Here is a 14,197-nt window from a genome sequence, read left to right as displayed (position 1 = left end):
ATGTGTTTTTATCATTGATTCCACTTTCAAAATTAGGAAATGCTTATCATGGCCAACTACTTCAATACCTTGCCGCTACGCGAGCAACTAGAACAACTAGGCAAATGTCGTTTCATGGACCGTTCTGAATTTGCAGACGGTGTTGAAGCCCTTAAAGGCAAAAAACTGGTTGTCATAGGTTGTGGTGCTCAAGGTCTTAACCAAGGCTTGAACCTACGCGATTCTGGACTAGATGTCTCTTATGCACTACGCGAAGCAGCTATCGCTGAAAAGCGCCAGTCTTGGAAAAATGCCACTGAAAACGGCTTCGTTGTAGGTACTTACGAAGAGCTAATTCCAACCGCTGATGTGGTATTGAACCTGACCCCAGATAAGCAACACACCTCTGTAGTGAAGGCCGTTATGCCGCTTATGAAACAAGGTGCTTGCCTATCTTACTCTCACGGTTTCAACATAGTTGAAGAAGGCATGCAGATCCGTGACGACCTAACTGTCATCATGGTTGCACCTAAATGCCCAGGTTCTGAGGTACGTGCTGAATACGTGCGTGGTTTCGGTGTACCAACGCTTATCGCGGTTCACGAAGACAACGATCCTAAAGGCGAAGGTCTTGCCCTAGCAAAAGCTTACGCTGTGGGTACTGGCGGTCACAAAGCAGGCGTTCTAATGTCTTCTTTCATCGCTGAAGTGAAATCTGACCTTATGGGTGAGCAAACTATCCTTTGTGGTATGTTGCAAACGGGTTCTATCCTTTGCTTCGACAAAATGGTTGAAGAAGGTATCGACCCAGGCTACGCCTCTAAGTTGATCCAATACGGTTGGGAAACCATCACAGAAGCTCTTAAATATGGCGGCGTGACGAACATGCTAGATCGTCTATCTAACCCAGCTAAGATCAAAGCATTCGATCTTTCTGAAGAGCTTAAAGTCATCATGCGTCCGCTTTACAACAAGCACCAAGACGACATCATCAACGGTACATTCTCTCGTGTGATGATGGAAGACTGGGCCAACGACGACAAAAACCTACTAGGTTGGCGTGCAGAAACCGCTGAGACTAACTTCGAAAAAACGCCAGCGGGTGACGTTGAAATCTCTGAGCAAGAGTTCTTCGATAAAGGTATCTTAATGGTTGCTATGGTGAAAGCAGGTGTTGAGCTGGCATTCGAAACCATGACGGCTGCTGGTATCATCGCTGAGTCTGCTTACTACGAGTCTCTACACGAAACGCCGCTGATCGCCAACACCATCGCTCGTAAGAAACTTTACGAAATGAACGCGACTATCTCTGATACTGCGGAATACGGTTGTTACCTATACAACCACGCTTGCCTACCGCTACTAGGTGATTTCATGAAAGGCATTAAGACTGACGTAATAGGTAAAGGTCTTGAGTCTGACGACAATGGCGTAGACAACGCTCGTCTAATCGAGGTAAACGAAGCATTGCGTAGCCACCCAGTAGAAGCCATAGGTAAAGTTCTACGTGGCCACATGGCTGATATGAAGAAAATCGTTTAATTCATATTAGGCAACTTCTAATCAAAAGCCGAGATAGAAAAACATCTCGGCTTTTTTGTTTTTAGCATGAGCCTTGATACTTGAGGAAGATTACTATGGCGACGGACATTCGTCTCACCCAATTGACCGTGGATTTCGATGAAAGCTTTACCCTGAACAAGCTCAACTGGCAACTCTCTAGTGACCAGCATTGGGTCATCACGGGAGCCAACGGCTCGGGTAAATCCGCTTTGGCGGCCTTGCTTGCAGGTATGGGTGAGGTAAAAAGCGGCCAATTGGAGGGTCGTCCGAAACGTCCTGCCTTAGTCTCTTTTGAAGCACAAGCCGAACTCATTGCCCGCGAATTAAAAAAAGACGATGCCGACATCATGGACGTGATCTCAGAAGGTACTCCCGTGCATGAGATCCTCTTTGAAGATTGCCAGGATGAGACCTTGGCAAAAGAGCTGATCGATAAGTTTGCTCTAAATCATTTACAAGATCGGGCTTTTCGCAAACTTTCCACTGGGGAGACCCGCAAAGTCCTGCTGATTCGCGCCCTATGCAGCAAGCCAGATCTATTGATATTAGACGAGCCGTTTGATGGTTTAGACGCCGCTACACTCACCCTGCTGCAAGCGCACCTGACGTCCATTGTCGACAGCACACCTATGGTACTGGTATTGAATCGTTTTGATGAAATGCCCGACTTTATTACTCATGTAGCTTACATGAGCAAACAAGATCAGCATCAAGGTCAGCTCAGCTTGACCTTAGACCGCCGTGATGAAACTGCATTAACCGAACTGCAACAATTGATTCATCTAAAAACCACGGAACTTACCATTCCCCCAACCGACCCAAGCTTAGACATACCCGCCCTGAACCCGCAAGATCCTCTGGTACGCCTAAAGCAAGTTAACATTCGCTATGGTGATATCGGTATCTTGGAGAACCTCAATTGGATCATCGAAGCTGGGCAACATTGGCAATTAAGCGGTCCAAATGGCAGTGGCAAAACGGGCTTGTTATCGCTTATCACTGGCGACCATCCGCAATGTTATGTGAATGATATCTTTGTATTTGGTTTCCAGCGCGGTAATGGCGAAAGCATTTGGCAAATCAAGCAGTTTATTGGTTATGTATCGACCGCTCTACAGTGGGAATACCGTGTTAGTACCAGTTGTCGCAATGTGATTATTTCGGGCTTTTACGACAGCATCGGTATGTACAGCAAACCGAGTGACAAACAAAAAGCCATTGCCGACCAGTGGTTGGCCTTAATGGGTATGAGCGATAGAGGCGATCACCCCTTCAATAAATTGTCCTATGGTGATCAACGCTTGTTATTGATCGCACGCGCTATGGTCAAACACCCACCGCTTTTAATTCTCGACGAACCTTGTTTAGGGCTGGATGAGATGAATCGCCAACTGGTATTGGCCTTGATCGAAAAAATATGCGCCAGCCAACACACCACTGTGCTCTACGTGAACCATCATGCGGAAGATAAGATCAAAGGGATAGAGAACTATTTAGAATTGAAGAAGAATAACTAGGTTTACGTCTCCCAGAAACACAAAAGCTAACCCAACACCAATGAGTTGGCTTTTTTATCAGCATTCATTATACAAGATTCTCGATTTTACATAGCCATTCATGGAAGCCTATGCACATTTCTCTCATTTTAGGAATGCCGATTTCAGCCGCGATATTGGGTCCATGTGTCGTTTTTCTATATTTTGTATGTTTTAACAAACGCTTAGAAGGCGCGGTTTCTACAGAGTTATTGATACTTTCTGGATTATCATTAAACTCGGCTAAAACATTCTGACACCATTGTTGAACACCGCTTTCATTTAAACCTCTTTCCATAGATTCTGGACAGGAAAATAAAAGACCTTCAAATTCATACATTTGTACATATGGAATAAATTTAGATCTTATAGCTTCATGGGCAGAGTCCATTAGTCTGTTCTCTAAGTCTTCTTTACTTTCACCATCTAATCTTTTTTTGAATCCATAAAAATCATACAGCGTAGTAACAAAATCAAAATTATTAGCAATCTTTTTCAACTCATTTTTAGCACGTTCAACATTTACATCTCCACCCATTGAGATCGGCGTCATATAGATACCTTTCGTTGCTAAATATTGACCTAAAACCCTTTTTACAAATCGTTCTTCCGTGGAGCCTTCAACTGATATCCCTATTCTTACCATTCAGGTCGCCCTCCAATAATATTTTTAGACCAAATATCTCCCATGGAGTAATCTTCTAACCAATCTTTTAGAGCCGCCTCATCAACCCGTTTAAACGTTGATGCGCCCTTTTCCTGATCTACCACAATAAAATCTTCTGGATTAAACTGGTTAGCAAAGGTGACTGACTGAGTTGAGCAGATAACTTGGTTTTCTTTCGCCGTTGCTTTAACTATATCGGCTAATACCTCTAAAGCAGCAGGATGCAAGCCAAGCTCTGGCTCATCGAGAATAATAGACTCAGGCCTAAGTACCTTAGGTTGTAGAAAGAGAGTAGCCATACAAATAAAACGCGCAGTACCATCAGAAAGTTGATTCGCAGAAAAAGGTTCATCATGATCACGATGAATCCACCGTAACAACACTTTTTCTTCTCCTTCGTTGCCCCGCGGCTCAAGATAAAAATCGTGGAAATAAGGCGCTACCGTTTGTATAGCATCCACTATATCCCGATAGCTTTTGTAGAAATCATGACTCTCATCACTATTTTTCAACTCATATAAGAATGCGGCTAAATTACCAGCATCATGATGTAAGTAATCTATAGATTCTAAAGAGGATGCTTTTTTGAATGAAGCTGTTGGGCTTGTATCGTGGAAATGATAAACACGGCATCTGTCCAAATATTGACGAGTATACTTTCTAACATATGAGCTATCAGCAGCAGACCCAGGTAGAAGACCACTTTCTCCCTTTTGGCCTTTAATATCAAAGTGCTTACCTGACCCAATGTAAGTACAAAACTCTTTCTGAAAAACTAAATTGTCATCATTTGTTCCGTGGCTGAATTTTGCATGATATCCATTTTGCCCGACATTTATATCAATTTCGATTTGAGGTGTGGTTTTAGAGCCAAAGTGGAAAAATGCATTTGCGAAACCATTTTTTTCAACATAAGTCTGTAATTTCCCTTCTGACAAAGTTCGTAAGAAAGTAAATAAGGAAATAAAATTAGACTTGCCCGAGCCATTCGCTCCAATGACAATATTGATGGGCTTCATTTCTAAATCCATCTCTTTGATAGATTTGAAACCTTTAATCACGACACGCTCTAAGTGTGTGCTCTGGTTATCCGTCATTGTACACCTACAAACTGCATTCAATATAAGCCACAGTATACCAAGAGATCATGACTGACACGATTCAATTGAGCTAGGACTAAAATTATAAGTCAGTAATGCTGACTGAAATACTTTCTTCATCTGCGCGTTCCTTCGTGATTGCAACCAGTTCCATATCTTCCAATTTATCCATTAAGGCTTCATAAGTTTCAGCAGGGACACAGTAAAACGCAGGTTCATTTCGATTTAATACCGCAACGGCTTTACCATGAGCACTTGCGGCAACTTTCATCGGATTGGCTTTAAATTCCGTAATGCTTGCAGCCACGTCGGAAAGAATTCTAGAAGTCATTTTAAAGCACCTTTAATCGACCTAATAAAAGGTCATTTTAATTTTCAGCTGATCATTTATCAAGCAAATCATTTTTAACTGCCTCAAAAGATTCATTCTCCGTGGTAGCTAAAGTGTCTTCTGCAAAGAGGGTTTAATAAAGATTTATATCGGTATGTTTACCATCACACGAAAGACAAAATCACAGGAATAGACAATTATTTGGCATTAGCTAACCTTACCTTATAAAACCAAAAAGCCAACTCAAAAGAGTTGGCTTCAAGCACAAAATTAAACTTAACGATTATAAGGTGATATTGAGAGCCAATACTTAAGAAGAATAGGTGGAACTCTCAACAACTTACTTAACAAGTAACTTACTTAAACTCTCTTTTTATTATTGATGCAATAATGTTGTAGTTGGAACGCTTTTAGCCGGATAATTGGCTTTACGGTTTAAGGATTCCGAATCTTTTCCAAACCAATGAGTGTGTAAATCGACGATACCGAAAGCGCCAGCTCGTGCAACCGCATTAAGCTCTATTCCCACATTGAATATACCGACTGGAATACCTAATTTGAAGGAGTTACTGTCGTCTAAAACATCCGCAATTCTATAGCGGAAGCGAATCGTTTGTAGGCATTTTTTCTCGTCAGCAGACAAACTCTTATCCGCTTCAATTGCCGCGCTCGTGCGTTCAATTAGTTGGCTACGCGCGTGTTCACAAAGCTGTGGTTCAAGATGTTCACCCCAGTTAACACGAGCACTTGAACCTTCACCTACCGCAAACGTGCTTTCTAACAATAATACTGGAGCTGGTAGCTCGCTTTTTGTAATCCATTTTCCAGCTGTGATAACAGTAAGCAAATCGGTTGTCGATACGCGCAATAAGTCAGCAAGGGTATTCAACAACTTGTCACTACCAGGTGCGTTCGCAATGATCTTGTTTAGGTTTGCCACTGTAATGGAATAGCCGTATGTTAGTCCTGTCCCCTCTTCCAAATTGACTTCTGTCGCTTTTAGTACTGGCTGCCAAGTGAACTGTGCAGAATGATATCCCAAGGTATTGACCAAGACTTTATCTTTGGAAACTTCAGCCGATTTACCAGAGAGTTTCTTCACCGGGTCCATACCCACCAAAGAAATTTTTAATGCCGCCTCTCCTTTGATGGCTGCTTGAGAATAAGTAATGCAGCTGTCCTGAGTAAAAATACGCTCATCGATCTGCTCTTCGTTTTTAGTAGGAGACACTTCAAATTGTTGAAGGCGATAGCTCGTCCATTTTTTCTCGCCGCTGACACTTACTCCTGCATTGCTGGCCAGCGACAAAGCTGGGGTAGCCGTACCAGAAAGTGCTATTTTAGCCCCCGCTCCTGCCGCTGCAGCATGCCCCCATAGATTAACAAAACATAGATGATTACGCCTGAATGAATAAGCTGGGACTGGCACCGTCGTTGAGGATGCTGGCTTATTTTTGAAGTAGGCGATGACTTTTTGGTGATGAATAACTTCACCAAGTAATTCATTAAGTTTTGATGCATCTAAAGCTAAAGCTTCTTGTATCCAGGAAATGGCTTTTTGCCAGCTTACTAAACTCGGATAGCCACTTAATCCTTTTTCGGGCAACAAGAGGTTAAAGCCTTGATCCTCAAAATACTGCAGCGCGGCTATTTTTACTTCGCGCTTTTCAGTCTTATCAAAACGCCGCACAAACCAGTTTTTTTCCTTTTGTTCTTTTATTTGGCTGGATAGTTGGTTTAACGTCGAGATGATTTCCTGCTTATCACGTGCGTTGATAGCCTGAATGCGCAGTAGCCATTCGCTGGCATCGGATAAACTCTCTAGTAGTTGATTAAACGAAATATCGCCACCTGTGATGGATTTTTGAATGTTTTGCCAGAAACTTAACTCTTTAAACAATGGCCCTATCGTTTTACTTTCTCGCTCAAAAAATTGTTTGATCCTCGACTTGCTGCCTTTTTTACTACCATAGTCAACCAGTTCATAGAAAATTTCCTCTAGCGCAGGATCTCTTACACTGTTATACCAAGAAGGGTAAGGGTCTCGTAGCATCATTAATTCGCCGTGATACTTGGCATTAGCTTCTGCCCCAATACTAGCGGAAGCCTCTAAAGCAATTTGCTCTAATGCTAACGTGCCATAAGTACCAAACTGCTGCTGTGCATCTTTTTTTTGTCGGTCACCTTCCTCATCACTAGTCATCATAGTACTGGACTGGCCCGAAGCATTGATTGAGGCGGAAGCTATCAATCCAATCGATGCGCCAATACCCAATTCTCCTTCCCATAGTTTGCCTTTGGCAGTCATCAAACAGATGGGATGGACATTCAGTTCACAAGGTTGACGGGTCAAAGCGACCAACACTTCGCTCGCACCCGATGCAGTCAAATTAACATTAGCACCGGCAGTGACGAATCCGGGCAGTACCGCTTTGCCAATATCGACACCAAAATCGATACCAACACCCACGCCTTTGGCACCGTATCCATGAGAGGTCTGGCCGACAAAATCCAAGCCAGTAACGATAAAAGTATCAAGGATTTGCTGTTGAGTAATGCTTGTTGGATTGTCAATATTATTGGCCTTACCATAACGAATTAATAGTTGTTCACCCAATAGTTGTCCTGATGAGGCTCCTTTGGCAATTTGTCTGACAGCAGTGATAGGATTTGCAGACGACTTATCACTCGGATCTGCCCTGCCTTGAAGGGGATTATTTGGCATCAGATTGCTCCTTTAATGGTTGGCTTTTTTCCAGTAGTTAAAAAGCGTATCGCTTTTCATGGCGCTAAACTCAGGGAAAAACGCGAGAATTAAAGGAGGATTTAGGAAAGTGATTTGTACCCAGTATCTTGAATTGGCCTTAATCGAAAAAATATGCGTCAGCCAACACACCACTGCGCTTTACGTGAACCATCATGCCGAGGACAAGATTAACGGCATAGCAAATCACCTCACCCTGCAAAAGAATCATTAAGTTCATGCCAACAAAAAAGCCAACTCAAAAGAGTTGGCTTTTTGCCTCATACAGACTTTGCCTAAAATAAGGTTAAGGCAAGTAAATTCCTACATTGCTGTAGCCTTTACCTAACAAATAAGAGGCATGGATTCGGCTCATCACACCTTTACCACAATACAACAAATGCGTGGTTTCGGCTGGCATGTCGGCCCAACCCGATTCTAAAGCAAAGAAAGGAATGGCTTTGACAGGACGACCACTTACTTTAAGGGGTTTTCGTTCGGCCTCATCAGGGTGACGAATGTCGATGATGACTTCATCACCAACCGGCATACGCACGACTGGCACTTCACCTTGATATTGCTTCTCTACATCGTCCATCACATTTTGGATCGATATCACCTTAGCGTCTTCAATGGCCTTTTCTAACACGGCGAAGTCAAATTTGGCTTCTTCACGCTCAATACGATGCATTTTGGCACGCGTGGTCGGCTTCACAGAAATCACACCACAAAATTCTGGCATGCTAGCGGCGAATGGTGCCGTGCCTATTTCAATGGCTTTATCTATGATTTCTTGTTTATTGGTGGTCATCAATGGTCGAATGACCAACTCGTCTGTCACCTGATCAATCACTTTTAAATTAACCAGGGTTTGACTGGACACCTGTGCGATACTCTCCCCGGTTACTAATGCTTTTGCGCCAACGCCTTCCATTATTTGAGAAGCGGCTCTTAACATCATACGTTTTAGAATAACACCCATTTCAGAGTTATCGACTTTGGTCAGTATTTCACCCACCACAGCTTCAAATGGAATGGTGATGAATTTCACATTCAATGCTGAGCCGTATTTTTCCCAAATAAAGTTGGATACTTGCTTAACACCAATTTCATGAGCATCGCCACCTAAGTTAAAGAAACAAAAATGTGTCTTTAAACCACGACTCATGGTCAAATACGAACTCACGGTTGAATCATAACCACCTGAAATTAAAGACAATACAGAATCTTGAGAGCCTAAAGGATAGCCTCCTAGACCTTCAACACGTTGCTCTATCAACCAGACTCGATCGTCACGAATATCGATGGGCACTAACACGTCAGGCTTCTTCAAACGCACTGCTTGAGCACCACTTTTGGCTTTCAAGCAACCGCCAATATAACGCTCCGCCTCTACAGATGAAAACTCATGCTGACCAACGCGCTTAACACGCACAGCAAAAATAGCGTCTTTTAATACATCGCCATAGGACTCTAAGGCTTGATCAACAATGGCATCAAGAGTGGTAAGCGGAAACTCACGTACGTACTGAAAATGTGCAATACCAGCCACACGGGAAAGCACATAGGTAAAGTCTTCTCGTAGTTCATCTTTTTCGGATAAAACTTCAATGAAATCCCAGTTACCTGCCACTACAACATCTGTGTCATGTTTCTTTAACACCAGCTTGAGATTATGACGAAGTTGTTTAATAAAAGCTTTTCGAACAGGACGGCTTTTGATGGTGATTTCGGGGAAGAACTTAACAATAAATTTCATAAAAAATGTGCGTTTCGTATTAGCTGGTTAAAAAGAGAGCGCATTATAAAGAAAAGCATCCAGATACGAAAATTTAATATTTGCACCAAAAAGAAACATAGAAAGGAATATTGAAACTAATTGGTGCATTTTGTCATTTTTGTGTGTTTTTATGGGTCACACTTCTGTGCACAATTTTTATACAGTTTGTTTATCCCTATGTTTTTTATGATTTTTTTTGATCGCACAAACTTCTGGCACAAGTTGTGCTTTATATTGGGGAAATTGTGCTTTGCTTTGAAGCACTATCAAACGAAAAGCTATGAAAGCTTTAAAACTACGACTGGAGAAAAACTATGTCAAACAAGACCCTTGCCTTGATTGCCGAGCATGACGCGAAGTGGGTTGACCTTCGTTTTACTGACTTTAAAGGTAAAGAGCAACACGTATCTATTCCAGCATCTTCTGTAGATGAAGAGTTTTTTGAAAATGGTCAGATGTTTGATGGTTCTTCCATCGCTGGCTGGAAAGGCATTAACGAATCAGACATGATCATGATGCCACAAGATGATACCGCTTTGATTGATCCTTTCACTGAAGAGCCAACTGTTATCATCCGTTGTAACATCATCGAGCCTTCTACAATGCAAGGTTATGATCGTGATCCTCGTTCTGTTGCCCTACGTGCAGAAGAATATCTAAAATCGACTGGTTTGGGTGACACAGCTTTCTTCGGTCCTGAGCCAGAATTCTTCGTATTTGACGATGTTCGCTGGAAAGCAGACATGTCAGGTTGTTCAGTTGAAATCAATGCAGAAGAAGCTGCTTGGTCTTCTGGCAAAAAAATTGAAGGTGGCAACATGGGTCACCGTCCTCGTGTTAAAGGCGGTTACTTCCCAGTACCTCCAGTTGATTCTCATCATGACCTTCGCTCTGCAATGTGTGGCGCAATGGAAACTATGGGGCTTGAAGTGGAAGTTCACCACCACGAAGTAGCCACTTCTGGTCAAAATGAAATCGGTGTTAAGTTCAACACACTTGTTAAGAAAGCTGACGAAGTACAAGTATTGAAGTACTGTGTACATAATGTTGCTCACGCTTTCGGCAAAACAGCGACCTTCATGCCTAAACCAATCGTAGGTGATAACGGTTCTGGTATGCACGTTCACCAATCTTTCTGGAAAGACGGTGTAAACCAATTCTCTGGCGATCAGTACGCTGGTCTATCTGAGACAGCTTTATTCTACATTGGTGGTATCATCAAGCACGCTAAAGCAATCAATGCTTTTGCTAACGCTTCTACCAACTCTTACAAGCGTCTTGTTCCAGGTTTCGAAGCACCTGTAATGCTAGCTTACTCTGCTCGTAACCGTTCTGCTTCTATCCGTATTCCATACGTAGCAAGCCCGAAAGCAAAACGTATCGAAGCACGTTTCCCTGATCCAACTGCGAACCCATACCTAGCTTTCGCTGCTATGTTGATGGCTGGCCTTGACGGTATCAAAAACAAAATTCACCCTGGTGACGCTGCAGACAAAGACCTTTACGATCTTCCTGCTGAAGAAGCTGCTGCCATCCCAACCGTTGCTGGTAGCCTAGAAGAAGCGCTTCAGTGTCTATCTGATGACCGCGCATTCCTAACAGAAGGCGGTGTATTCTCTGATGAGATGATCGACGCTTACATCGATCTTAAGTCTGAAGAAGTTGAGCGTGTGAACATGACCACTCACCCAGTAGAGTTCGATCTTTACTACAGTGTTTAAGTCATACTAAACATCAAAAAAGCCCCGACACAGTTCGGGGCTTTTTTTTGCACTAAAAAAAACAACACTTTTTTCATGCGCTATAATAGTGCAAAACACTTTTCATAAAAAAATGAGACTCTTGAAAAACAAGCGCTTTTAATTTGCCCAATGTTGGTTCGTTTTTTGCAGTTAATTAAACGTCAGAAGAGAGGCGAATGCAGTGTACAACCTACTTATAGATCACTTATCAACTGCCGTTGTTGAGCTTAACAATACATTAGAAATCGAATATCTAAATCCAGCGGCGGAAATGCTTTTGGCAGTCAGTCGCCGTCGAATTTATGGCAATGATTTAAGTGCCGCATTCCGCGAAGGTGAAGAAAGCATTGAAGCACTTCATTCTGCCATTGAGTCCGGCCATCCTTTTACCAAACGTGAAGCTGAAATTGAGTGCAGCAATGGCAAAAAGCTCTTCTGTGACTATACAGTGACTCCGGTGATGGGCTCTTCAAACTTTACCGAAAGCCTGATTATTGAACTCTACCCAAGAGATCGAATGAAGCGTATTTCAAAAGAAGATGAGATCATTGCCAACCACGAAAGCAGCAAGGAGTTAGTGCGTGGTTTGGCTCATGAAATTAAAAACCCATTAGGTGGCATTCGTGGTGCAGCTCAGCTAATTAGTCGTGCCTTTAGCGATGAAGCTTTAAAAGATTATACTCAAGTCATCATTGAAGAATCGGATCGCCTGCGAGACTTAGTCGATCGATTACTTGGTCCACGTCAATTGCCCAAAAATAAAGCACTGAATATTCACAAAGTCATTGAACGGGTTCGACAATTGATTTCCGTCGAAACCGACAATCAAATTCATCTCATTCGCGACTATGATCCAAGTATCCCCGATCTTATCGGTGATGAATCACAGCTTATTCAGGCCTTACTTAATATTACCCGAAATGCCATGCAAGCACTGATGGCAGATGAAAACAATCAAGACAAAACCATTCACATTGTTACACGTACACTTCGTCAATTTACCATTGGTTCAAAGCGTCACCGCTTAGTATGTAAAATCAGTATAGTGGATAATGGCCCAGGCATTCCCGAGCACATTTTAAACACCCTATTTTATCCTATGGTCAGCGGCCGTGCCGATGGCACTGGACTTGGCCTTTCTATTGCACAATCTGTTATTAACCAACATCAAGGCATAGTGGAATGTAACAGTGAGCCAAAACACACAGAATTCAATATTTTGATTCCCATTGAGACGACAGTCCTAGAACAGGAGAAAGCGTTATGACAACTGAAGAAACCGTATGGATTGTCGACGATGACCGTTCCATTCGCTGGGTTCTAGAAAAAACCCTGGAACAAGAAGGCATTCAGTGCCGCTTGTTTGATTCCGCTGAAAACCTAGTACACATGATAGATAAAGAGCAGCCCAACGCCATTATCAGTGATATCCGAATGCCAGGTATGGACGGTTTAAAATTATTAGAAAAATTGCAAAACGACTACCCTTATTTGCCTGTCATCATTATGACCGCCCATTCCGACTTAGAAAGTGCGGTGGCATCATATCAAGGTGGTGCCTTTGAATATTTGCCCAAACCTTTTGACGTTGAGGAAGCGGTAAGCTTAGTAAAACGCGCCATGCTGCACCATAAAAATGCCATGCCCAGTACCGACGACATGGAACAAGAAGTGGAGCAGCAAGTCGATAAAGAAATCATCGGTGAAGCCCCTGCGATGCAGGAAGTTTTTCGCGCTATTGGCCGCCTTGCCAACTCGAACATTACCGTGCTTATTAATGGTGAATCTGGAACGGGTAAAGAACTGGTCGCGCAGGCATTGCATACTCACAGTCCGCGGGCCGCAAATCCTTTCATTGCCCTTAATATGGCAGCGATTCCCCACGACTTAATCGAGTCTGAGTTATTCGGTCATGAAAAAGGCGCCTTTACTGGTGCCAATACGCAACGCCGTGGTCGTTTTGAACAAGCCAATGGTGGTACGCTTTTTCTAGACGAGATAGGTGATATGCCTGCGGAGACACAAACTCGTCTATTACGTGTATTAGCCGATGGTGAATTTTATCGTGTTGGTGGTCACACGCCTGTAAAAGTCGACGTACGCATCATAGCGGCAACCCACCAAGATTTGGAAAGTCTGGTGCAAAAAGGTTCGTTCCGTGAGGATTTATTTCACCGTTTAAACGTCATTCGTATCCACTTACCCAAGCTGTCTGAACGTCGCGAAGACATTCCAAAACTAGCACGTCATTTCTTAAATCGTGCTGCAGAAGAATTGTCTGTAGAGCCCAAACAACTTACTAAAGAAACAGAAAACTACCTAACTCAGCTAGATTGGCCAGGTAACGTACGTCAATTAGAAAATACTTGCCGCTGGCTAATTGTCATGGCCTCTGGCCGTGAAGTATTGGTAGAGGATCTGCCGCCTGAGCTATTAACCGCAGTGCCAAATGAACAACCTTTCTCATCTTGGGAAGAAGCGTTAAAAAACTGGGTAGACAGCACCCTGGCAACGGGACAAAAAGGCATTCTCGATCAAGCCGTGCCCAAGTTTGAACGCATTATGATTGAAACTGCTTTGGCGCATACTGGCGGTCGCCGTCGCGATGCTTCTTTACTACTGGGTTGGGGACGCAACACCCTGACACGCAAAATAAAAGAGCTCAACATCGATCACGCAGAACAAGACGAAGAATAAAGGATCAATCCTGTCGCAAAAAACTGCCGGTTACATCAAGGTAACTGGCATCTTCTGTTT

General features: G+C 43.0%; 10 protein-coding genes. 5 read left to right on the top strand and 5 right to left on the bottom strand.

From position 1 onward, the window contains the following. Nucleotides 1-48: 48 nt before the first annotated feature. Both ilvC and modF read left to right on the top strand, forming a co-directional pair. A complete protein-coding gene (gene ilvC / locus ABXS85_RS14575; protein WP_353667250.1) occupies nt 49-1,521 on the top strand; it encodes a ketol-acid reductoisomerase in 1,473 nt (490 codons plus the stop codon). A 95-nt stretch (nt 1,522-1,616) separates the two neighbouring features. Next, the gene (modF, locus tag ABXS85_RS14570; RefSeq protein ID WP_353667249.1) at nt 1,617-3,059 is read left to right on the top strand and encodes a molybdate ABC transporter ATP-binding protein ModF; all 1,443 of its coding nucleotides are present in this window, start codon (nt 1,617-1,619) and stop codon (nt 3,057-3,059) included. 67 nt (nt 3,060-3,126) lie between these two features. On the opposite strand, the gene ABXS85_RS14565 is transcribed toward modF, so the two are convergent. The 5 genes from ABXS85_RS14565 to thiI form a co-directional block, all read right to left on the bottom strand. Continuing rightward, on the bottom strand, nt 3,127-3,723 hold the full coding sequence (locus ABXS85_RS14565; RefSeq protein WP_353667248.1) for a DUF4276 family protein: 597 nt from the start codon (nt 3,721-3,723) through the stop codon (nt 3,127-3,129). After that, a complete protein-coding gene (locus ABXS85_RS14560; RefSeq protein ID WP_353667247.1) occupies nt 3,717-4,841 on the bottom strand; it encodes an AAA family ATPase in 1,125 nt (374 codons plus the stop codon). The genes ABXS85_RS14565 and ABXS85_RS14560 overlap by 7 nt, the downstream gene beginning before the upstream one ends. An 85-nt stretch (nt 4,842-4,926) precedes the next feature. After that, on the bottom strand, nt 4,927-5,175 hold the full coding sequence (locus ABXS85_RS14555; RefSeq protein ID WP_353667246.1) for a type II toxin-antitoxin system Phd/YefM family antitoxin: 249 nt from the start codon (nt 5,173-5,175) through the stop codon (nt 4,927-4,929). 376 nt (nt 5,176-5,551) lie between these two features. Next, nucleotides 5,552-7,900, bottom strand: coding sequence for a hypothetical protein (locus ABXS85_RS14550; RefSeq protein WP_353667245.1), 2,349 nt, complete (start codon nt 7,898-7,900; stop codon nt 5,552-5,554). Nucleotides 7,901-8,225: 325 nt separating this feature from the next. After that, nucleotides 8,226-9,677: a tRNA uracil 4-sulfurtransferase ThiI gene (gene thiI / locus ABXS85_RS14545; protein ID WP_353667244.1), complete on the bottom strand. Its 1,452-nt coding sequence runs from the start codon at nt 9,675-9,677 to the stop codon at nt 8,226-8,228. Between the two features lie 335 nt (nt 9,678-10,012). Here thiI and glnA point away from each other — a divergent pair, with 335 nt between their 5' ends. The 3 genes from glnA (at nt 10,013) to ntrC (ending at nt 14,137) form a co-directional block, all read left to right on the top strand. Beyond that, nucleotides 10,013-11,419, top strand: a complete 1,407-nt coding sequence (glnA, locus tag ABXS85_RS14540) for a glutamate--ammonia ligase (RefSeq protein ID WP_353667243.1) — start codon at nt 10,013-10,015, stop codon at nt 11,417-11,419. Nucleotides 11,420-11,621: 202 nt separating this feature from the next. After that, on the top strand, nt 11,622-12,707 hold the full coding sequence (glnL, locus tag ABXS85_RS14535) for a nitrogen regulation protein NR(II) (RefSeq protein WP_353667242.1): 1,086 nt from the start codon (nt 11,622-11,624) through the stop codon (nt 12,705-12,707). Next, nucleotides 12,704-14,137, top strand: a complete 1,434-nt coding sequence (gene ntrC, locus ABXS85_RS14530; RefSeq protein ID WP_353667241.1) for a nitrogen regulation protein NR(I) — start codon at nt 12,704-12,706, stop codon at nt 14,135-14,137. The genes glnL and ntrC overlap by 4 nt, the downstream gene beginning before the upstream one ends. The last annotated feature ends 60 nt before the right edge of the window (nt 14,138-14,197 follow it).

It is taken from the genome of Marinomonas sp. THO17 (assembly GCF_040436405.1).
Lineage (GTDB): Bacteria > Pseudomonadota > Gammaproteobacteria > Pseudomonadales > Marinomonadaceae > Marinomonas.
This window is presented reverse-complemented; position numbering and strand designations above follow the sequence as displayed.

Excerpts from the sequence above, each read along its gene's own strand:
- ilvC (WP_353667250.1), top strand. The coding sequence starts at position 49 with ATGGCCAACTACTTCAATACCTTGCCGCTACGCGAGCAACTAGAACAA.
- modF (WP_353667249.1), top strand. The coding sequence starts at position 1,617 with ATGGCGACGGACATTCGTCTCACCCAATTGACCGTGGATTTCGATGAA.
- ABXS85_RS14565 (WP_353667248.1), bottom strand. The coding sequence starts at position 3,723 with ATGGTAAGAATAGGGATATCAGTTGAAGGCTCCACGGAAGAACGATTT.
- ABXS85_RS14560 (WP_353667247.1), bottom strand. The coding sequence starts at position 4,841 with ATGACGGATAACCAGAGCACACACTTAGAGCGTGTCGTGATTAAAGGT.
- ABXS85_RS14555 (WP_353667246.1), bottom strand. The coding sequence starts at position 5,175 with ATGACTTCTAGAATTCTTTCCGACGTGGCTGCAAGCATTACGGAATTT.
- ABXS85_RS14550 (WP_353667245.1), bottom strand. The coding sequence starts at position 7,900 with ATGCCAAATAATCCCCTTCAAGGCAGGGCAGATCCGAGTGATAAGTCG.
- thiI (WP_353667244.1), bottom strand. The coding sequence starts at position 9,677 with ATGAAATTTATTGTTAAGTTCTTCCCCGAAATCACCATCAAAAGCCGT.
- glnA (WP_353667243.1), top strand. The coding sequence starts at position 10,013 with ATGTCAAACAAGACCCTTGCCTTGATTGCCGAGCATGACGCGAAGTGG.
- ntrC (WP_353667241.1), top strand. The coding sequence starts at position 12,704 with ATGACAACTGAAGAAACCGTATGGATTGTCGACGATGACCGTTCCATT.